Source organism: Curtobacterium citreum (assembly GCF_006715175.1).
In the GTDB taxonomy this organism is placed as follows: domain Bacteria; phylum Actinomycetota; class Actinomycetes; order Actinomycetales; family Microbacteriaceae; genus Curtobacterium; species Curtobacterium citreum.
This window is the reverse complement of sequence record NZ_VFMQ01000001.1, coordinates 858836-877923: the sequence shown is the minus strand read 5'-3', so window position 1 is coordinate 877923 and position 19088 is coordinate 858836. Positions and strand designations below refer to the sequence as shown.

Annotated in this window: 20 protein-coding genes, 1 tRNA gene and 1 pseudogene; 8 read left to right on the top strand and 14 right to left on the bottom strand. The window is 69.4% G+C overall.

The features are described 5' to 3' along the window. Nucleotides 1-265 precede the first annotated feature (265 nt). On the bottom strand, nucleotides 266-943 hold the full coding sequence (locus FB462_RS04315; RefSeq protein WP_058741600.1) for an ABC transporter substrate-binding protein: 678 nt from the start codon (nucleotides 941-943) through the stop codon (nucleotides 266-268). Between the two features lie 326 nt (nucleotides 944-1269). Beyond that, on the bottom strand, nucleotides 1270-1824 hold the full coding sequence (locus FB462_RS04310) for a TetR/AcrR family transcriptional regulator (protein WP_114851543.1): 555 nt from the start codon (nucleotides 1822-1824) through the stop codon (nucleotides 1270-1272). 78 nt (nucleotides 1825-1902) lie between these two features. Between FB462_RS04310 and FB462_RS04305 the strand changes: the two genes are divergently transcribed. After that, nucleotides 1903-3522, top strand: a complete 1620-nt coding sequence (locus tag FB462_RS04305; RefSeq protein WP_208738889.1) for an amidohydrolase — start codon at nucleotides 1903-1905, stop codon at nucleotides 3520-3522. Here the strand turns inward: FB462_RS04305 and FB462_RS04300 are convergent. Next, nucleotides 3519-4508, bottom strand: a complete 990-nt coding sequence (locus tag FB462_RS04300) for an IS481 family transposase (protein ID WP_141860387.1) — start codon at nucleotides 4506-4508, stop codon at nucleotides 3519-3521. The two genes, FB462_RS04305 and FB462_RS04300, sit on opposite strands and share 4 nt — an antisense overlap. 255 nt (nucleotides 4509-4763) lie before the next feature. Between FB462_RS04300 and FB462_RS04295 the strand changes: the two genes are divergently transcribed. Then, nucleotides 4764-5402 carry a DUF3885 domain-containing protein gene (locus FB462_RS04295; RefSeq protein ID WP_114851544.1) on the top strand — a complete coding sequence of 213 codons (639 nt, stop codon included), beginning with the start codon at nucleotides 4764-4766 and terminating at the stop codon, nucleotides 5400-5402. 365 nt (nucleotides 5403-5767) lie between these two features. On the opposite strand, the gene FB462_RS04290 is transcribed toward FB462_RS04295, so the two are convergent. Both FB462_RS04290 and FB462_RS04285 read right to left on the bottom strand, forming a co-directional pair. After that, nucleotides 5768-6286, bottom strand: coding sequence for a hypothetical protein (locus FB462_RS04290; RefSeq protein ID WP_114851545.1), 519 nt, complete (start codon nucleotides 6284-6286; stop codon nucleotides 5768-5770). Between the two features lie 120 nt (nucleotides 6287-6406). Further along, complete coding sequence (locus FB462_RS04285) at nucleotides 6407-6823, bottom strand: nuclear transport factor 2 family protein (protein ID WP_022904490.1); 417 nt, start codon at nucleotides 6821-6823, stop codon at nucleotides 6407-6409. Between FB462_RS04285 and FB462_RS04280 the strand changes: the two genes are divergently transcribed. Then, entirely contained in the window at nucleotides 6816-7181 is a 366-nt protein-coding gene (locus tag FB462_RS04280) for a hypothetical protein (RefSeq protein ID WP_141859569.1), read from the top strand. The two genes, FB462_RS04285 and FB462_RS04280, sit on opposite strands and share 8 nt — an antisense overlap. A gap of 209 nt (nucleotides 7182-7390) precedes the next feature. Here the strand turns inward: FB462_RS04280 and FB462_RS04275 are convergent, their stop codons facing one another. Next, nucleotides 7391-8230, bottom strand: coding sequence for a DJ-1/PfpI family protein (locus FB462_RS04275; RefSeq protein WP_167510005.1), 840 nt, complete (start codon nucleotides 8228-8230; stop codon nucleotides 7391-7393). A 16-nt stretch (nucleotides 8231-8246) separates the two neighbouring features. Here FB462_RS04275 and FB462_RS04270 point away from each other — a divergent pair, with 16 nt between their 5' ends. After that, nucleotides 8247-8951 (top strand): hypothetical protein, encoded by a 705-nt coding sequence (locus FB462_RS04270; protein WP_141860383.1) that lies wholly within the window; start codon nucleotides 8247-8249, stop codon nucleotides 8949-8951. Nucleotides 8952-9191: 240 nt separating this feature from the next. Here the strand turns inward: FB462_RS04270 and FB462_RS04265 are convergent. Next, a tRNA-Gln gene (locus FB462_RS04265) sits at nucleotides 9192-9263 on the bottom strand. A gap of 81 nt (nucleotides 9264-9344) precedes the next feature. On the opposite strand from FB462_RS04265, the gene FB462_RS04260 reads away from it, so the two are divergent. Both FB462_RS04260 and FB462_RS17900 read left to right on the top strand, forming a co-directional pair. Then, the gene (locus tag FB462_RS04260) at nucleotides 9345-9839 is read left to right on the top strand and encodes a MarR family winged helix-turn-helix transcriptional regulator (protein ID WP_058740569.1); all 495 of its coding nucleotides are present in this window, start codon (nucleotides 9345-9347) and stop codon (nucleotides 9837-9839) included. A 48-nt stretch (nucleotides 9840-9887) separates the two neighbouring features. Beyond that, nucleotides 9888-10304: pseudogene (locus FB462_RS17900) on the top strand (VOC family protein); the annotation flags it as partial. Nucleotides 10305-10381: 77 nt separating this feature from the next. On the opposite strand, the gene FB462_RS04250 reads toward FB462_RS17900, so the two are convergent. From FB462_RS04250 to FB462_RS04220, 7 genes are all read right to left on the bottom strand, one after another. Beyond that, a complete protein-coding gene (locus tag FB462_RS04250; RefSeq protein ID WP_229666962.1) occupies nucleotides 10382-11563 on the bottom strand; it encodes an IS30 family transposase in 1182 nt (393 codons plus the stop codon). Nucleotides 11564-11776: 213 nt separating this feature from the next. Beyond that, nucleotides 11777-13624: an ABC-F family ATP-binding cassette domain-containing protein gene (locus FB462_RS04245; RefSeq protein ID WP_114850156.1), complete on the bottom strand. Its 1848-nt coding sequence runs from the start codon at nucleotides 13622-13624 to the stop codon at nucleotides 11777-11779. Between the two features lie 132 nt (nucleotides 13625-13756). Then, nucleotides 13757-14155: a PLD nuclease N-terminal domain-containing protein gene (locus tag FB462_RS04240; protein ID WP_141860379.1), complete on the bottom strand. Its 399-nt coding sequence runs from the start codon at nucleotides 14153-14155 to the stop codon at nucleotides 13757-13759. A gap of 96 nt (nucleotides 14156-14251) precedes the next feature. After that, nucleotides 14252-14692, bottom strand: a complete 441-nt coding sequence (locus FB462_RS04235; RefSeq protein WP_141860377.1) for a molybdenum cofactor biosynthesis protein MoaE — start codon at nucleotides 14690-14692, stop codon at nucleotides 14252-14254. Then, entirely contained in the window at nucleotides 14689-15201 is a 513-nt protein-coding gene (locus tag FB462_RS04230) for a MogA/MoaB family molybdenum cofactor biosynthesis protein (RefSeq protein WP_141860374.1), read from the bottom strand. Before FB462_RS04230 ends, FB462_RS04235 begins: the two co-directional genes overlap by 4 nt. Further along, nucleotides 15198-15686, bottom strand: coding sequence for a cyclic pyranopterin monophosphate synthase MoaC (gene moaC / locus FB462_RS04225; RefSeq protein ID WP_141860372.1), 489 nt, complete (start codon nucleotides 15684-15686; stop codon nucleotides 15198-15200). The genes FB462_RS04230 and moaC overlap by 4 nt, the downstream gene beginning before the upstream one ends. Further along, nucleotides 15683-16945, bottom strand: a complete 1263-nt coding sequence (locus FB462_RS04220; protein WP_229666963.1) for a molybdopterin molybdotransferase MoeA — start codon at nucleotides 16943-16945, stop codon at nucleotides 15683-15685. The genes moaC and FB462_RS04220 overlap by 4 nt, the downstream gene beginning before the upstream one ends. 115 nt (nucleotides 16946-17060) lie before the next feature. On the opposite strand from FB462_RS04220, the gene FB462_RS04215 reads away from it, so the two are divergent. Both FB462_RS04215 and FB462_RS04210 read left to right on the top strand, forming a co-directional pair. Further along, nucleotides 17061-17939, top strand: coding sequence for an MTAP family purine nucleoside phosphorylase (locus FB462_RS04215; RefSeq protein WP_229666964.1), 879 nt, complete (start codon nucleotides 17061-17063; stop codon nucleotides 17937-17939). Continuing rightward, nucleotides 17936-19006 carry an NAD-dependent epimerase/dehydratase family protein gene (locus FB462_RS04210; protein WP_058740577.1) on the top strand — a complete coding sequence of 357 codons (1071 nt, stop codon included), beginning with the start codon at nucleotides 17936-17938 and terminating at the stop codon, nucleotides 19004-19006. The genes FB462_RS04215 and FB462_RS04210 overlap by 4 nt, the downstream gene beginning before the upstream one ends. Nucleotides 19007-19088 lie beyond the last annotated feature (82 nt).

The window sequence follows — 19088 nt, the reverse complement described above, 5'->3', positions numbered from 1 at the left end:
CGCTGATCACTGAAGACTGACCCCACGAGTAGTAGCCGGCATGAAGCGGTCGCAGCCACTGCAACGGACTGAAGCTTGCAGCATTGGTCCGATTGCATGTGGTTGAGGACGCGGGTATCGCGTTCAGCCTCATCGAAGCCGAGCACGCTGACGTCCGCTTGACGTGGAGAACGGGCGGAAGGCGCCGTCCCCGTGGTCGGGGGCGGCGCCTTCTCGTGGTGGTGCTGGTGCGGGTCGTGCCCGCGGGGTCTTGCTCGACCGGTGCTTACTTGATCTGTGCAGTGATGGTCGCGGTCCCGACGAGGAGACCACCCTTGACCGCGTCGGTCTTGAAGGTGCTGTTGAGCAGCTTCGCGGCGTCGTCGGAGACGTGGACCGTGGTGCCGGTCAGGATCGCGTTGTCACCCTCGAGCTGCAGCGGCTTGAGCGTGCCACCGTGCAGCGAGAACAGGTACGCGTTGGACGCGGCGACCTGGCCGTTGACCAGCACGTCGCCGTAGAGCTTGGACGAACCCGGGTTCACCACGAAGTTCTCCAGCGTCACCGTCGTGTCACCGGCCTTGAGCGTCAGGCCCGAGTCGTCGTGGTTCAGCAGCCCCTGCACGTACGGGCGGTAGTTGCCGTCCGGCGACCAGTACGTCACCGAACCGGCCGTGATCGGGAACGACACCGACCCGTTCTCCAGCTTCGCGTTGCCCGACACACCCGGGGTCAGGCCCAGCGAGGTCAGCGCGTCGGTGAAGCCCTTGTCGAGTGCGACGGCGGTGTTGCCGCCCTTGACCTCCGGCACCGACGCGACCGGGCCGGGGATCTTCGACGAGGACGAGGAGACGGTGTGGACGGTGCCGTCGGCCTGCGCGGCGGACACACCGAACGCGGCGCCACCGAGCACCAGGGCGCCCGTGGTGGCGAGGGTGATCGAGGTCTTCAGGCTCTTACGCATGAGTTCGTTCCTTTCGTGGTCGCGCTCGGCGCGATATCTCTGTATGCGCGCCGAACACACCCCACATGGGGGTGGAGAACCAGCTGTCTGCGGCTGGTGAGCGCTCCGGGATGTGTCCCGGGTTTCACAAGCTATTCGGGGTGGCAGGGCAGAGAGATTGGACGTTGCCCCCTTCCCCTCGTTCGGGGTTCACCCTGCGTCAGACCTTCAAAGCCAACACCGTCAAAGCCGGTCGACTTGTCGGCACCGCGACGATCACCGCCGGGCCGAGCAGACACCAATCGAGCAACACTCCCGCGGCACAAGGAGCTGAGGTCAGCTGGAAATCATTGCACCGGTGGCCGAAGCCCACTAAGCACCAGGGTGAGAACCCGGCGCCATGCGTCAGCAGGTGCCGGCGGGTTCATGACGGATACGAGTGCGGCACACACCGCTCGAAAGTCGGCGAACGAGAAGTCGTCACGGACAAGTTCCTCGGCATGGTCGGCGGCGATGAGGTCGCCAATAGGCCCCTCCGACTCCTCGATCGCGAGGCGGACCTCATTGCCGAGTTCTGTTGGGTTGCCCCGTAATGCAGCACGCAGCGCGCCGTCCTCTGCGGCGCTGGCCATGTACGTCTCGAGCAGCGTTCGCACGCGAGAGCACCCGTCGGCCTGCTCGCCAGCGGATCGAACGGCATCGTCCGCGAGTCGACGGATGCGGAGCGCGGCGATCGCGTCGACGAGGGCCGCCTTGTCAGGAAAGTGCCGGTAGAGCGTCCCGATGCCAACGCCAGCATCCGCCGCGATCTGCTCCATCGACACTCCAGTGCCCGAAGCGCGAAGAAGCACCGCGGCATGCTCCGTGATCCGCTGGCGATTGCGCTGCGCATCGGCTCGCATCGTGCCTCTTCCTTCTGCGACGTCTGAGGCGTACCGTATCAAACGGAAGCATGCTTCCGTTTACGAGATGGAGACCACTTGGACACCCCAGCCGAACTCATCGTCGAAGCGCAGACCGACACCACCCGCGCGGCAGTCGCGGTACGCAACGGCATCATCGTGGCAGTCGCCACGGATCCCGCTGGCGTCGATGCCCTCCGCGACACCTGGCGCGACGAATCCACATCCATCTTTGAGCAACACGGGGTCCTCGCTCCGCTCTTCATCGACACGCACAACCACCTCGCGTTGGCGGCCCGGAACGTGCTCGGAGTGCCGATGCACGACGTCCGCACCATCGGCGAGATCCTCGATCGAATCCGGGAAAGCGCCGCGCACATCCCGGCAGGCTCCTGGGTCATCACCGCGGCGGATTGGCACGAGATGCAGCTACAGGAACGCCGCTTCCCCACTGCGGTCGAGCTCGACGAGGCAGCACCAGATCACCTCGTCATGGTGCAGCGCGGCGGCCACAACGCCGTCCTGAACAGTGCAGCGCTTGCTGCTGCCGGCGTCACCGCGACCTCCGGCGACGTCGCGGACGGGTATGTCGCTCGGGCTGACGACGGGACCCCCACTGGGCTGCTCCAAGACGGTGCGCTGACCGCGATGCAGTCAATGCTCCCCGAGGTATCCCAGGAGGACCTCATCAAGGGGATCGACGTGACGAGTCGCACCTATCGGGAAGCCGGCGTCGGTGTGGTTCGGGACCCAGCCGTGTCTGTGGAGGAGTGGGGCGCGTTGCAGCGGGCCCGGTCGGAGAATCGGTTGCATGTCCGAGCGTTCTCGATGATCTTCTCCCCCGCGCCACTGATAGCGGCCGCTGGTTCCATGAACGACTACCTCGACGGACTCGAGGCGAAGGGCATCCACCCGGATGACGGTGACGACCGCCTCCGCCTCTGGGGCATCAAGCTCGTCGTCGACGGCGGCGTCGAGGCAGCCGCGCTCCGCGAGCCCTATGCCGGCCGACCGGACTTCACCGGCACCCTGCTGATGACGCCCGACGGCCTGACGGATGCACTGCGCGCCTGCGTCACCCGCGGCTGGCCCGTCGGCACCCACGCCTGCGGCGACGCCGGAGTCGACGCGTTCCTCGACGCCGTCCAGCGAAACGTCGACAACGGCATCCAGCACGGACACGGCCAGGTCGTCATGGAGCACGGTGCGCTCATGGACGCCGACCAGATCGCACGAGCAATCAAGCTCGACGTGCACATCACCGCCCAGGAAGCACTCCGAGATGGGCTGATCGGACCGTTCGCCGAAGCATGGGGGCAGGAGCGGGTAGCAGCGATGTTCCCATGGCGGGAGCTCCTGAACGCAGGCGCATCCGTCAGCGCCGGCACCGACCACCCCATCAGCCCTCTCGACCCGATCGCCGGCATACTCGGCATGACGACCCGACGTACGACGCTCGGGATCCTCGGCGCAGAGCACGCATGCACCAGAGACGAGGCGCTCGAGCTCTACACACGCGCCGGCGCGGAGCTCCTCGGACACGACCTGACGGGAACGATCACCGTCGGAGCACCAGCAGACTTCGCCGTCTACCCGGTCGACCTGCACCACGCCCCCGACGAAGCACTCGCCGGTGCCCGCCCGACTCTGAGTGTCCTCGCCGGCGAAGTGCTGAACCACCAGGAGGAGTCTCGCTAGCTGTGATGTCCAGGCAGGTTGTTGAGTCTGCTGATGGGTGGTGCTCCGATGGCGGAGTGGGTCCTGTGGTGATTGTAGAAGTGGATCCAGCCCGGGAGCCCTTGTCGGCGTTCGGTCTCTGAGCCGTAGAACCGTGCGTATGCCCAGCCCTCGCCCAGGGTGCGGTGGAACCGCTCGATCTTCCCGTTCGTCTGTGGCCGGTAGGGGCGAGTCTTCTTCGGCGTGATCCCAAGTGCCGAGCATGCGTCGGCCCAGGCGTGGGACTTGTAGGCGGAGCCGTTGTCGGAGAGCACCCGCTGGACGCTGACGCCGCGATCGGCGAACCACGCAACAGCCCGTTGCAGGACACCGATCGCGGTGACGGCTCTCTCGTCGGCGTGGATCTCGGCGTAGGCGACGCGGGAGTGGTCATCGATGACGGTGTGCACGAACGCTCGGCCCATCAGCGGGTCTCTGGTCGCCGATCGCGGCTTGTCTGGTGTCGCTGCACGGTTCCGGTCGCCCTGCTGCTTCCCTACGAACCGCCAGCCGCCGCCGTCAGGGATGTTGCCGAACTTCGTCACGTCCACGTGGATCATCGCGCCGGGAGTCGCGTGTTCGTAACGGCGGATCGGTTCCCCGGTGATCCGGTCGATGTGGGAGAGCCGGTTGATGCGGCACCGCACCAGGACGGCGTGCACGGTTGACGCCGGCAGCCCCAGCTCACCGCCGATCTGCACTGGCCCGAGGCGACGCCGCCACCTCGCTCTCACGATCCGTTTCACCAGTGCCGGCGGCGTCTTCGCCGGCATCCGGTGCGGGCGGCTGGATCGATCTGCCATCCCCGCAGCACCCTCGGTCCGATACCGAGCAGCCCACCTCCGGGCGGTGACAGGTGACACCATGAACATCCTCGCCACCGTGGTCGCGGGCCATCTGCCCTCGACGATCAGCTTGGCGAGACGAAGACGGGCGCGTGGGGTCAGCGCAGCGTTAGCGTGGGACACGAAGGCCTCCTGGTCGGTGAAGCGGTTCCTAGACAGCTCCACTCCACCACCGGGAGGCCTTCTTCGATCAGCGCGTCACCGACCGCCCGACGACACAACGTCCCTGGACATCACAACTAGCCGATCGCATGTTGGGACCAGCTCAGCGGACCTCAGGCGCAAGCGTTACGAAGCGCCGCAAGGGCATGATCCGTTCGGCCGCTGCATCTGGTGCGCCGCTGGTGCGGCTGACTGGCCCAGCGTTACGGTGCAGGGATGTCCCTCGCGCTCTACGTCCGGATCCTGCGCCGCGCGGTGGACGGACGCGCCACGTTCCGTCGTGGCGAAGCGAGCCAGCGGGCAACGGCTCTCTCTCATGCATGGGACGAGCACTGGGCTGAGGAACCGCTAGGGCACCTTCTGCGCGATGCCCACCAAGACCGGTGGGTCCGATTCTGGAGCCTCCCGAACGCGAAACGGTACGCCGACACCGACGCCGAGCACGCCGAGGTTCTTCGTCGGCACATGACGGTCCTCAGAACCCTTGCCGAGGACACACCGGTGTGGGTGATTGCCCAGGACTGGGACGGGCGCGTCATTCAGAGTGGATGGAGTCGCGACGCAATTCCCGGACGGTGGCCGTGGCGGCGGAGCCGCGACTTCGCGGTCACGGACGAGCTAGGGGTGGTCGGCTCCTTCTACTGGGGCCGATCGTCCGCCGTCCAGGACCTCGTTGGCCTGCTCGCAGACGTCGCGAATGATCGTGCGGACGTCGTCATCGGAGGTCCTGACCTGTCATGGGTCTACGCCCCCTACGACGGCGGAGCTGATGTGATCCTCCCGACGCGGGCCGAACGCAACGCCCTGGCCCGCCGGCACCGCCGCTGGAGATCAACACGCCGCAACGGCCTCTAACCACCGCCGGCAGAATCGAGGACTCGTTCCTACATCGGCCCTTCGCGGAAAGCGAGGAGATGCCCGTCGTCGGGACCGAGGTCAACGACAAACACCCACGTCCGGTGGTCCGATAAGCCACGTTCGAGCTTGCGCCGTCGCGCTCGGGTCGGCACGCGTGCCAGGAGCCCCTCCGGGAGATCGGGTCCCGACCCGCTCTCGGCAGGGAGACCACCGCCACTGCACCACTCGACTCGCCAGTCTGCCCCTGCCCTCAACCTGCGCTCGACCTCGTCCCGAGTCAGCGCACCACCCGGCCACAAGCTCATGCCCGGATTCTCACACGTTCAGCCATCCGAAAGCCGATCCCTCACCGGGTGTTGGTCTCAGTTCTGAGTGGCTGCTCGGTAGGGCTCGTACTGGATCGTCCGCCCCCACCTAGTCCAACCGGGCAACACCACCAGGGAGGTCAGGCACCCCTCGTACCCGGTCTCGGTCTCGCTGGTGCCGTCGGAGAACGTTGCCGTCACCCTCGACCGCCCCAAGGCGAATGTTTCGATCACACGCCCCGCGACAGCAGCTTCGACGAGGCGCTTGGCGTGGGCAATGTCATCGTCTTCGTACCCGAGTTCCCATCGACCGCCGATCTGCCCGAGATCGACGACGATCCACTGCTCACAGATGATTTCGAACGTCAGGGCCGCCACGTTATGGGGCTGCACGTAGACGGTCCGGATCGACGGCGCTTCGTCGTTGCTTCCTTGCCCGTCCGGATCAGATGCCCAGTAGTTCTCCGGGGTGATCTCCGCCGTGTCACCCACGAGAGCTCGCAGATACGGAAGCAACTCCTGCATCGCCGCTGTCTGCTCCAGGAAGTCTGGACTGGATTCGTCCGCCACGCTCATGGGTCACCTTCTCACGCGTGCGCTTTCGAGTTCCACGAAACGTCCTCACCACTCCCGGCGAAGACCGGAGGCTGGAGCCGTACCGGTAGCCGATCCCTTATCGGATAGTCGCTCGCTGCTTCATGAACGGGGGTTACCACCGGCCTGTTGGGCTTCCCAAGCAGTTCGAATGGGATCGGTGTCGTACACGATGTGCAGGTGTTGAATCCGGGCTTCCAGGTCAAGCTCGGCGACGTCAACCACGGAGAACGGTGCAGGGGTGCCGTCCGAGAGCGTCCAATCGAAGTCGAACCAGAACGCAACAGTCGGAGCCGAGTCGTCTGTGCTGACCAAGGTTCGGCGGAGCGTGAGGACGGATGCGGCCGTGTCGGCGAACAATGTCGGGTAGAAGTCGCGGGCGGGCTGCTCCCCGTAAAGCGGTGAGCTCACAATCGCGTCCGGCGTGAACAGGGCGAGCACCGCGTCTACGTCGGCTGATCCGAGAGCTGCGAGGTATGCATCGACGAGCTGTGTGAGGGTCGTTGCGGGGATGGTCATCAGTGATCGCTTTCGGAGGGGTTCGGCCCACAGCAGCTCGGGCCGGGCGACATTCACCAGCTTCCCATCACCAAAGGCGGAAGACGAACTTGGCTCGCTGGGTCCGGTTGACGACCGGCTATCGGTCGCGGGAGCGGCGCTCGGCTCGAACTCGACGTCGCGCGTCCTGCTGATCCGGCAGCGGGTTTCAGCCCATGCTCCCGCGGGCCGCGAGGAAGACGAGCACGGCGACGATAACCAGTACCACCGGCGCAAGGAACTGCAGATTCAGCATCGCTGCCCCTATCGATCGGTCGTGCCGTTTCAGACGTGGGTGGGGCATGGCGAGCAGTTGGCGACAGAAGTGCCGTCCGGTTGACGATCAAGCGCTGGCATCTAGGAGTAGCGCTGCTGTGATGGGTTGCTGCTGGCGGAGTCGGCAGCGGTTTCATCGTCAGACGGCACTGGTGTCGCCGAGCGTGCGTCGAACGCTTCGCATACCCGGTCGAGGGCGCTCTCCTCAGGTTCTGGCTGATCGCGTGAGTGCATAGTCACACCGTCCGCGGCGGTGACTGGGTGGTCTCTTGGTTACCGCGCTGGTTGTGCGCGCAGTTCTTCCTCGAGTGGCGCGAGGAAGTCGCGGGAGAGTTCAGTGAGCGCGGTGCCTGCTTGCTCGGGCATGCCGGTGGTGAACGGCGGTTCGGGTGCGTATTCGGCTCCGAGGACGGCGAAGCGCGCGAGTGTGTCGCCACAGAGGTAGGACACAAGCCGGATTGCGAGGTCCATGCCGGCGGTGACGCCAGCGGCGGTGAGGCGGTTGCCGTCTTCGACGACGCGCTCGTTGACCTCGGTGGCGCCATACCCGGGGAGGAGATGCCGGACGGACCAGTGCGAGGTCGCACGGCGCCCGTCGAGGAGTCCCGCTGCTGCGAGGGCGATCGATCCGGAGCAGACGCTGGTGACGTACTCGGCATCATCGCTGAGCCGTCGAAGATCAGCGAGGGCTTGGGTGTCGCGGAGGAGGACACCGGTGTCACCGCCGGGGACGAGGAGGACTGTGACCGGTGTCGGGACCTCGGCGAGGGTGAGGGTGGGGATGAGGGACGCACCGCTGCCACTGGGCACCGGGGCGAGGGTGTCGCCGGTGGTGGCGAGGTGCACGGTCGCGCCGGTGCCTGCGAGGAAGTGGAACGGCCCGACGACGTCGAGGAGTTCGAACCCTGGGTGCAGGACGGTGACGATCGTGTTGTCGGTGGCGAAGCGAACGTCCGGGAGCGCTGCGAGGGTGTGGTGCGCGGCGATCGACCGGTCGATGGCGGCCTGCTTCACCGGGTCCTCAGAGGCGGAGAACAAGGTGCTGGCGCTGTCAGCGGGCACGCCGGTGTGCCCGGGCAGGTCGAGCGCGTCGGGTTCTGAGGCGTCGTGCATGGTCGGTGCTCCTTGCATGCCCTCAACCCTCATCTTCCTCGAACAAACTCACCAGGCACGACTTGCCGCCATTGAAGAGTTACCGGAAGAAGCGCAAAGCGCCGCTCGCGCTGAGGCCGAGGCACTCGCGACGAAGCGTCGGAGCTCGCGCAGCAAGTACCATTTGAAGCCGCGCAGCAACTTCGACCAGACGGGCGCCCGGCAGTACACCTATCCCACGTTCAAGAGCGATGAGGTCGAGTTCGATCCCGAATCCGGCGAAGTCGTGGAACTCAAAGTGCCCGGGAAGACCGTCAAGGTCCCGGGCAACCTCAGCAATCGCCCGGGTGTGTTGAATCAGCGTCACCTGAAGTACCACCAGGAGTTCGAGTACGGTTCCGTCGAGCAGCGTGCCTGGTTCGGCCAGTGCAACAATGTCGAGAACGGCAACTCGCGCCTCAAAGACGCCGATCGCGAAGCCCTCGGAGTGGCTATGAGGCGTCGCGTCCGCGGACCCTGGTTTGTCGAGCTCGCTGCCGCATTCGCAGCTGCAAGCGCAAACCTCGCTCGCATCATCGAGTGGCTGAAGGAGCGACTGAGCCTCGCGCCCATCAACCGCATGAACAACACCAGCCCTGCCCTGTTCGAGGGCGGCCTGAGCACCCTCACCCTCGACGAGCACGACACTCGAAACGGCTTCAACGCAATCGCGCAGCTACCAGAGTTCCAACTACTGGACTGACGAGCCCGCGCCTCCAAACTTCATAGACCCTGGACTCCCCCTCGCCACGTCCGGCAGGGGGTATTCGTCGTTCCTCGAAGCGAACGCAGACCAAGGCACGCGTCGCGGTACGCTCCCCAGCGGTCGTCGGGACAGGACGAGCGACCGTGGGAGCGGAGCTGAGCGCTGTTTTCCACCTCGGCCTGCTGTCACGCTCGAATACTCCGACTAAGATCGCCGAAAACTCCGAACACCCCCGCGCTCCGCCTCCAGGATTCGAACCCGGACCTAACGGCACCAAAGGCCGTCGTGCTGCCGTTACACCAAGGCGGAACACACCCGTCCGGGTGCACCGACCATCCTCCCACGACGCGGACGCTGGCTGCGCGCCGTCGGTTCGGCCAAGATGGAGGGATGCCGCAGCAGGACGAGGTCGACCGGATCGTCGCGGCGTGGGGTGGCGAACGCCCCGACCTGGACTTCGGCCCGCTCGAGGTGCTGTCCCGCGTGGACCGGCTCGCCCGGCACCTCGACCGTGCACGCCGGGCTGCATTCGACGCGAGCGACGTCGAGCCGTGGGAGTTCGACGTCCTGTCGGCGCTGCGCCGTGCGGGGGAACCGTACGAACTCAGTCCGAAGTCGCTGCTGCAGCAGACCCTGGTGTCGAGCGGCACGATGACGAACCGCGTGGACCGGCTCGCCGCGCGCGGGCTCGTGAGCCGCCGCACCGACCCGAAGGACGGCCGGGGCATCCTCGTTTCGCTGACGAGCCGCGGACGCGCCGCGGTCGACGCCGCGATCGCGGACCTGCTGCGGGCCGAGCGGGACATCCTGACCGGGGTGTCCGACGACGAGCAGGCGCAGCTCGCCGCGCTGCTCCGCCGGCTCATCCTGGGCCTCGGCGACTAGCGACCGACGAACACCGGCGCAACGCGCCTGACGTACGCGCCAGACCCGGTGCGCGCCGACCGCGGCCGGACTACCGTGCCGCCCCTGCACGCGATCGCCCTCGCCGTCGCCGACGTCGCCCGCTCCGCCGCGTTCTACCGCGCCCTCCTCGGGATCGAGGGCAGCGGCGTCATCGGGACGGAGTACCCGGCCACCGACACCACCGCGGGCGGCACGACGGCGATGTTCACGCTCGACGACGGGCTGATCGTGAGCGTCTACGGCCGCGAGGACATGCGGAAGGACTCCGGCGTCGACCTAGCCGCCGGACCGAGCACGACGATCGGGCACTTCACCGACTCGCAGGCCGAGGCGCAGGCGTTCCTCGACCGGGCCCGTGCCGCCGGAGCGACGATGCTCGCGCCGCCGTACACGCGCCCGTGGGGGATGTGGTCCGGCTTCTTCCAGGACCCGGACGGCCACCTCTGGGAGGTCGTGGCGAACCCGGGTGGCGGCGACCCCGCGTCGGTGGAGCAGGAACCGTCGGGTCGCCCGTGGCGGTTTCAGCGGGTGGTTGCAACACCGCCTTGTTGGGGTTCTGAGAGTAGTCGGGTCAGGGCCTCGGCTGGGCTGTCCCAGTCGAGGGTCTGGCGGGGTCGGCCGTTGAGCTCCGCGGCGACTGTGTCGAGGTCGGCTTCGGTGTGGACGGCGAGGTCGGTGCCCTTGGGGAAGTACTGCCGGAGCAGTCCGTTGGTGTTCTCGTTGCTACCGCGTTGCCAGGGTGAGTGCGGGTCAGCGAAGTAGATGTCGACATCGGTCGCGACGGTGATGCTGTGGTGCGCTGCCATCTCGATGCCCTGGTCCCACGTGATCGAACGGATGAGCTGTTTCGGGAGGGTGCGGATCTTCGCGATCATCGCTTGCGCGACGGTCTCTGGGCGGCGGTCCATTGGAAGGTGCAGCAGCATCGTGAACCGGGTCGAGCGTTCCACGAGGGTGCCGATCTGGGAACCGTTGTCCTTCCCGATGATCAGGTCCCCTTCCCAATGCCCCGGGACAGCGCGGTCTTCGATCTCCGCGGGCCGTTCGGAGATCGTGATCATCTCCCGGATCCGGTTCACCGACCGAGCATCGCTCCCGACTCGCTGCCGGGGTTTTCGCAGTGTCCTGCCGGTCCGCAGCCGAGCTTGCACGTCTCGTTTCAGGGTGCCGCGAGCCTGAACGTAGATCGACCGGTAGATCGCTTCGTGGCTCACTCGCATCCGTTCATCCGCCGGGAACTCTCGCACCAGTTTCCGGCTGATCTGCATCGGGGACCACTTCCGGTCCAGCCCGTCTTGGACCCAGCCGCGCAGGATCGGGTCCAGGACCAGCTTCGAGGGCTCGGGACGAGCACGCCGCACCTCGGTGCGGTGTTGCGCGATACGAGCGTCGTAGGGACGGCCACCGGAACGGCCCCGCTGGATCTCACGCGAGATCGTCGACGGAGCCCGCCCCAGCATCTTCGCGATTGCACGAATCGACGTTCCCTGCCGCAATGCGGCAGTGATCATCATCCGTTCCCACGGCGACAAGAACCGTGAGGAAACATCCCGCAGCAGATACGCCGGCACCATGCCCCCACGCTGCCGCATCCACGTCCGCCCCTGCGACTGACCGGCCCCGATCAACTCTGCAGCGATCACCGTCGACGCACCCGACCGGATCGCCGACCAGAACACCTGCTGCTGCTCGCGAAGAAACACCCCACGCCACCACCTCGAACTCAAGGTGTTGCAACCACCCCCTAAAACCGCCCGCGACGACCCGACGTCGTCTTCTCCACCGACGGACAGACAACACCGACGGACGGACAGCACCGACGGACAGACAACACCGACGGACGGACAGACAACACCGACGGACGGATGGACAACACCGACGGACGACCCGGTAGCGCCGACCGGACCCCGGCACCCCTACACCCCGAGCGCCTCGGCGACCTCGAGCCAGCGCTCCTCCAGCTGCTCGACCTCGGCCTCGAGGGCGCCGAGCTGCGTCTGCAGCGCTCCGAGTCCCGCGTAGTCGGACTGGTCGTGTGCCGCGAACGCGTCGAGCAGCTTCTGCCGGTCCTGCCCCGCCTTCGCGATCTTGCGGTCGAGGGCCGACATCTCCTTCTCGGCAGCGCGCCGGTCCGCACCGGACAGGCCGGGCGCAGCAGGGGCACCGGACGCGACCGCCCCGGGACCGGACCCGCCCGCCGGGGCCGTGTCGGGCCTCCCGGCTGATGCGGCGGCAGCCGCCGACGCCGTCTGCGGGACCGAACCCGACGCGCGCAACCGCATGTACTCGTCGACCCCACCCGGCAGGTGCCGGAGGTGCCCGCCGAGCACCGCGTACTGCTGGTCGGTGACGCGCTCGAGCAGGTACCGGTCGTGCGACACGACGAGCAGGGTGCCCGGCCAGGTGTCGAGCAGGTCCTCCATCGCGGCGAGCATGTCGGTGTCGAGGTCGTTCGTGGGCTCGTCGAGGATCAGCACGTTCGGCTCGTCGAGCAGGATGAGCATGAGCTGCAGCCGCCGCTTCTGCCCGCCACTGAGATCGCGAACCGGCGTGGAGAGCTGCTCCGACGTGAAGCCGAGGCGCTCGAGCAGCTGCGACGGCGTCATCTCCTTGCCGTCCGCGACGTAGCTCGTCTTCTTGCGGGCGACGACCTCGCGCACCCGGTCGTCGGCGAACTGCGCGAGGTCCGCGAGCTGCTGGTCGAGCACCGCGACCTGCACGGTCTTGCCGGTCTTCACCCGGCCGACGGTGGGCTGGAGCGCGCCGGACACCAGGTTCAGCAGCGTCGACTTGCCCGCGCCGTTCGGCCCGAGGATGCCGGTCCGCTCCCCCGGCGCGATCCGCCACTCGACGTCGCGCAGGATCACGTCGTCGCCGAACGAGACGCCGACGTCGAGCAGGTCGACGACGTCCTTGCCGAGCCGCGCGGTCGCCGTCTGCGCCAGGGCGACGGTGTCGCGGATGGGCGGGACGTCGTCGATCAGCGCGTTCGCCGCGTCGATGCGGAACTTCGGCTTGCTCGTGCGGGCCGGGGCCCCGCGGCGGAGCCAGGCGAGCTCCTTCCGCGCCAGGTTCTGCCGGCGCTGCTCGGACGCGGCGGCCTGCCGGTCGCGCTCCACGCGCTGCAGGATGTACGCGGCGTAACCGCCCTCGAAGGGCTCGACGACGCCGTCGTGCACCTCCCACGTGTCGGTGGACACCGCGTCGAGGAACCACCGGTCGTGCGTCACGACCACGAGCCCGCCCTGGTTCGACGACCAGCGCCGGTTGATGTGGTCGGCGAGCCACTGGATGCCCTCGACGTCGAGGTGGTTCGTCGGCTCGTCGAGGAACAGCACGTCCCAGTCGCCCACCAGGAGCTTCGCGAGGGCGATCCGTCGACGCTGGCCTCCGGAGAGGTCGTCGACGACGGCCTCCCACGGGATGTCCGACACGAGACCGCCGATGACGTCGCGGATCTTCGGGTCGCCCGCCCACTCGTGCTCCGCGAGGTCGCCGACCACGGTCGCGCCGACCGTGGCTCCGGCCGGGAGCACGTCGCGCTGGTCGAGGTACCCGATCGTCAGCCCGCGGCGGTGCGTGACCCGGCCGGCGTCGGGCTCCAGACGCTGCGCGAGCAGCGCGAGCAGCGTCGACTTGCCGTCGCCGTTCCGGCCGACGACGCCGATGCGGTCGCCCTCGTCGAGGCCGAGGGTGACGCTGTCGAAGACGACACGGGTGGGGAACTCGAGATGCACGTTCTCGGCGCCGAGGAGATGAGCCACCCGACAAGGGTAGGCGGCGCGGGTGACGAGCCGAACCAGGCATGCGATGTCGAACCAGCCGCGGTGGCCGGTTCGACGTCGGGAACGTGGTTCGGCGCGGCTGGTCGCGCGCCGTCGGCCTGGAGGCGCGGGTCAGCTCCCCGGGGTCGGCTCGCCCTCGCCGGCTGCCTCCTTGGCCCGGCGCAGTCGCGCCTGGGCTTCCCAGTACTCGATCTCCCGCTCGAGCGCGGCGAGCTCCTGCTCCGTACCGGTCACGCGCGCGTCCCCGTGGGCAGCGCGGGCGTGCCCGAGGCTCGCGTACTGGTCCTCGTGGCGGTTCGGCTCGAGGTACCGGCCGTGGTTCCGGTCGTTCGCACTCCAGTCGTGGCCGACGGCGAACCACACGATGCTGCCGACGACGGGCAGGAAGATGCAGATCAGGATCCACGCGAGCTTCGGCAGACCACGGACCTGGTCCTCGCCTCGGGTGATGATGTCGATCAGGGCGAACACGAGCAGGACGACCCCGGCTCCGTACAGCAGCACGCTCATGTCTCGGGAGTCTATGGACCAGCCGAGTGCCCGACCACGCCCAGGACGGGTGCCGCGATCACGATCCCGCGTCGGTCTCCTGCGGGGCCGTACAGGTCAGAGTGCGGCCACCCACTCGTCGCTGCCATCGGTGAAGCGCTGGCGCTTCCAGATCGGTGTGCGCTCCTTCACCAGGTCGACGAGGGCGCCGCAGGCGGTGAACGCCACCCCGCGGTGCGGTGAGGCCACGGCCGCGGCGAGCGCCACGTCCCCGATGCCGAGGGCGCCGACGCGGTGCAGCACGGCGATGCGGACCTCGGGGTGCTCGTCGGCGATCGTGCGGGCGACCTCGGCGATGACCTCGGCCGCGCTCGGGTGCCGCTCGTAGTCGAGCGCGGTGACGCCCTTGCCGCCGTCGTGGTCGCGGACGATCCCGGCGAAGGTCACCACGGCGCCGTCCCGGTCGGTCGCGACGGCCGCGGAGACCTCGTCCACGGTGATGACCCGGTCGACGACGTCGGCGAGGACGACGCGGTCGGCGGCCTGCTCGGCGCTCACGGTGCGCTCCGTCGTGCGTGTCCTTCGCCGTGCAGCTGGGCGAGCACGTGGTCGAGCACCCCGTCGAGCACCGCGAGTCCGTCGGCGACCCCGCCGCGCGACCCGGGCAGCGTGACGACCAGGCACCGGCCACCGGCGATGCCCGCGACCCCCCGGGTCAGGAGCGCCGTCGGGCCGGCTCCGGCGAGTCCGCGGCGACGGATCTCCTCGGTGATGCCGGGCAGCTCGAGCTCGACGAGGGGCGCCACGGCCTCGGGCGTGCGGTCGGTCGGCGTCACGCCCGTCCCGCCGGTCGTGACGACGACCCGTGCGTCGGCGAGCAGCTCCGCGGACACCGTCTCGGCGATCGGACCGCCGTCCGGCACGATCGTCGGCTCGGCAACGGTGAAGCCGCGCTCGCGCAGCCAGCCCGCGATGACGGGTCCGGTGCGGTCGAGGGCGGGGTCCGTCGCGGCGGAGGTCGACACGACGAGCACGCCGGCACGCCCCCTGGTCGGTTCGGTGGTCATCGGTTGCTCCAGTCGCCGGAGCGTCCGCCGTGCTTCTCGAGCACCCGCACCTCCGTGATCACGGCCGCGCGGTCGACGGCCTTCACCATGTCGTACACGGTCAACGCGGCGACGCTCGCCCCGGTCAGCGCCTCCATCTCGACGCCGGTGCGCGAGGTCGTGCGGACGGACACCTCTATCCGGACGCGGTCTCCGTCGCCGATGATGTCGACCTGCACCCCGGCGATCGGCAGGGGGTGGCAGAGGGGCACGAGGTCCGAGGTCTTCTTGACCGCCATGATCGCGGCGATCCGGGCGGTGCCGATGACCTCGCCCTTCGGCAGCGACCCGTCGAGGATCCGATCGACCACGTCCGCACGCGTCACGAGGGTCGCGGTCGCCGTCGCCGAGCGGTCGGTGACGTCCTTCTCGGAGACGTCGACCATGTGCGCGGAGCCGTCGGCCCGGACGTGGGAGAGGTCGGGCTGATCGGACGCAGTGGTCATCGCAGGCTCCAGACGGTCAGGCGGTCGCCCGGTGCGACGGTGTCGGTGCCGACCGGGACGTGGACGAGGTGGGTGGCCGCGGCGAGGTGCCCGAGCAAGTGCGAGCTCGGCCCGCCGACGAACCAGACCCGGCCGTCCTGCACCCGGCCGCGACGGACCTGGTGCTTCGTCGGGGGCGAGGTCGTGCCCTCCGCAGCGGGGAGTTCGGCGGCGGCACGGTCGGGCGTACCGACGAGTGGGGCGAGCACCGGGCGGAGGAACAGCTCGAACGACACGAGCGCCGACACCGGGTTCCCCGGGAACGCCACGACCGGGACCGCACGTCCGCCGAGCTCGACCGTGCCGAGCGCCTGGGGGCCGCCGGGCTGCACGGCGACCGGGGTGACGGCGAGGCCGAGCGGCTCGAGGGCCTGTCGCACGACCTCGTACGCACCCGCGCTGATCCCGCCGGTGGTGAGCACGAGGTCGGCGCCGCCCACCCCGGGGTCGCCGATCGCGTCGCCGAGGGCGTCGACGAAGCGGTCCGGGTCGTCGCGCAGGCGGACCGTGCGGGACCGGGCGCCGACCTCGGCCAGGGCGGCCTGCAGCGCGACGCCGTTCGCGTCCCCGATCGTCGCAGCGGCATCGGCACCCGCGTCGACATCGGCGTCCGTCGTGTCGTCCCGCAGCTCGCTGCCCGTCGACACGACGAGCACACGCAAGGGCCGCACGACGTCCACGGCGTCGATGCCCGCCGCGGCGAGCGCCCCGAGCAGGGCCGGCGTCACCGGGGCACCCGCGGGGGCGAGCTCGGCACCGGCGGCGACGTCGCTCCCGACGGTCCGGACGAACGTGCCCACCGTGGTGTCGACCGGGACCGTGAGCACGTCGAGCGCCATGGCCGCCGGGAAGGCCCCCGGCGGGACGGCTTCGACCGGGACGACCGCGTCCGCGCCGTCCGGGATGCGTGCCCCGGTCATCACCGGCGCGGCGGTGCCCGGGTCGAGCGGCGCGGGGACGATGCCCGCCGGGATCGGGTCGACGACGCGCACCACTGCACCGGCGTCGGCGGCCCGGACCGCGAAGCCGTCCATCTGGCTGTTGTCGAAGGTCGGCAGCGGCACCGGCGCGTGCACGGCCACGGCGAGCACGCGGTACCCGTGCCCGGCGTCCGACGCGGTCGCGAGCGACGCCAGCGACCGTCGCTCCGACCCGAGGCCGCCGAGGACCGGCGCGAGCAGTGCCGCGACCGCCTGGCGGTGCTGACCGATCGTTCGCACGCGTGCCTCCGAACTCGTGTGGGCCCGAGCACTCGGCTGCTGCCGGTGGGCCGTCGATAGCGTATCCAGGGCGCACCGCGCGCCGAGGACATCGCCAGGACCTATGGAGGACGACGTGAGCACGACCGCACCTGTGGACGGAACGACCGCACGCATCGGGGTGATCGGCGGCTCCGGCCTGTACCGGCTCTTCGAGGAGGGCACGGCCGACGAGCTCGTCGTCGAGACCCCGTTCGGCGCGACCTCCAGCCCGATCACCGTCGGCACGATGTCGGGCAAGCGCGTGGCGTTCCTCACCCGGCACGGCCGCGAGCACTCGGTCGCCCCGCACCTGATCAACCACCGCGCGAACCTGTGGGCGCTGCGCTCGCTCGGCGTCCGCGCGATCGTGTCCTCGAGCGCGGTCGGCGGCCTGCACCCGGACTACGCGCCCGGCACCTTCGTCGTGACGGACCAGCTCATCGACCGCACCTGGGGCCGCGCCGACACCTTCTTCGAGGACCAAGTGCAGCACCTGTCCTTCGCCGACCCCTTCGACCCCGTGCTCCGGCGCGCGGCGATCGACGCGGTGTCCGCCCTCGACGTGCCCTTCCGGCCGACCGGCACCTGCGTCGTGATCCAGGGACCGCGCTTCTCGACCCGCGCGGAGTCCGTCTGGCTGCGCGAGGCCGGCGGCCACACGATCAACATGACCATGACGCCCGAGGTCCCGCTCGCCGCCGAGCTCGGCATCGGCACCGTGAACCTGTCGTTCGTCACCGACGCCGACGCCGGCCTGGCCCCGGCAGCGGACGAGACGGCCGGCCGACCCGCAGCAGACACGGAGGCCCCCGTCACGCACGCCGCCGTGATGGAGCGCCTGGCCCGGGCGAACGAGGTGATCGTCCGCGCCATCGGCGACATCGTCGGCGCGCTGCCGGACGACTACACCCCGCGCGAGCTCGTCCCCGCCGCCGCCAGCGTCAGCGTCCTGTCCCGCGGGAGCGAGCGGTGACCCGCCTGCTCGTCACCGGCGGCGCGGGCTTCATCGGCTCCGCGATCGTCCGCCGCGCCCTCGCCGAGGGGTACGAGGTCCGCGTGCTCGACTCCCTCCGTGACGACGTGCACGGCGACCCCGCCGAGGTCGTCCGCGCCCACGAACAGCAGGGCACCGCGTTCGTGCACGGCGACGTCCGCGACCGGGCCGCCCTGGAGGCCGCGCTCGACGGCGTCGACGTCGTCTGCCACCAGGCCGCCAAGGTGGGGCTCGGCGTCGACTTCCAGGACGCCCCCGACTACGTGTCCTCGAACGACGCCGGGACCGCGCACGTCCTGGCCGGCATGGACCGCCACGGCATCGGGCGGCTCGTCGTCGCGAGCTCGATGGTCGTCTACGGCGAGGGCGCGTACGAGACCGCCGACGGCGAGCCGACCCGTCCGCCGGCCCGGCGCCGCGAGGACCTGGACGCCGGGCGGTTCGACCCGATCGGCCCCGACGGACGACCCCTCGTCCCCGGCCTGATCGACGAGTCGGCGGCGCTCGACCCGCGGAACGTCTACGCGCAGACCAAGGTCGCGCAGGAGCACCTGGCCTCGAGCTGGGCCCGCGCCACCGGTGGGACCGCGATCGCCCTGCGGTACCACAACGTCTACGGCCCCGGCATGCCCTCGAACACCCCGTACGCCGGCGTCGCGTCCCTGTTCCGCTCGGCGCTCGCCCGGGGCGAAGCACCCCGCGTCTTCGAGGACGGCCGCCAGCGACGGGACTTCGTGCACGTGGACGACGTCGCCGGGGCAAACGCGGCCTCGATCGCCGCGACCGCCGACCTGCCCGCCGAGACGTTCCGCGCGTACAACGTCGGCTCCGGCGTCGTGCACACGATCGGCGACATGGCGTCCGCGATCGCCGGACCGGACGGCCCGCAGCCCGTCGTCACGGGCGAGTACCGGCTCGGTGACGTCCGGCACGTGACGGCGTCCTCGGAGCGCATCCGCGCCGAGCTCGGCTGGCACGCGCAGGTCGACTTCGAGCAGGGCATGCGCGACTTCGCGACCGCCCCGCTCCGCGCCGCCGTCCGCTGACCCGCACCGGGCCGCGACCCGAGACTCGGCCCAGCGGACGAGACCCGGGTCGCGGACCGCGAGTCGTGTCCGCCGCACCGAG

Coding starts and splice junctions, on each gene's coding strand:
- FB462_RS04315 (WP_058741600.1), bottom strand. CDS start 943: ATGCGTAAGAGCCTGAAGACCTCGATCACCCTCGCCACCACGGGCGCC.
- FB462_RS04310 (WP_114851543.1), bottom strand. CDS start 1,824: ATGCGAGCCGATGCGCAGCGCAATCGCCAGCGGATCACGGAGCATGCC.
- FB462_RS04295 (WP_114851544.1), top strand. CDS start 4,764: ATGTCCCTCGCGCTCTACGTCCGGATCCTGCGCCGCGCGGTGGACGGA.
- FB462_RS04290 (WP_114851545.1), bottom strand. CDS start 6,286: ATGAGCGTGGCGGACGAATCCAGTCCAGACTTCCTGGAGCAGACAGCG.
- FB462_RS04280 (WP_141859569.1), top strand. CDS start 6,816: ATGGTCATCAGTGATCGCTTTCGGAGGGGTTCGGCCCACAGCAGCTCG.
- FB462_RS04285 (WP_022904490.1), bottom strand. CDS start 6,823: ATGACCATCCCCGCAACGACCCTCACACAGCTCGTCGATGCATACCTC.
- FB462_RS04275 (WP_167510005.1), bottom strand. CDS start 8,230: ATGCACGACGCCTCAGAACCCGACGCGCTCGACCTGCCCGGGCACACC.
- FB462_RS04270 (WP_141860383.1), top strand. CDS start 8,247: ATGCCCTCAACCCTCATCTTCCTCGAACAAACTCACCAGGCACGACTT.
- FB462_RS04260 (WP_058740569.1), top strand. CDS start 9,345: ATGCCGCAGCAGGACGAGGTCGACCGGATCGTCGCGGCGTGGGGTGGC.
- FB462_RS04240 (WP_141860379.1), bottom strand. CDS start 14,155: ATGAGCGTGCTGCTGTACGGAGCCGGGGTCGTCCTGCTCGTGTTCGCC.
- FB462_RS04230 (WP_141860374.1), bottom strand. CDS start 15,201: ATGACCACCGAACCGACCAGGGGGCGTGCCGGCGTGCTCGTCGTGTCG.
- moaC (WP_141860372.1), bottom strand. CDS start 15,686: ATGACCACTGCGTCCGATCAGCCCGACCTCTCCCACGTCCGGGCCGAC.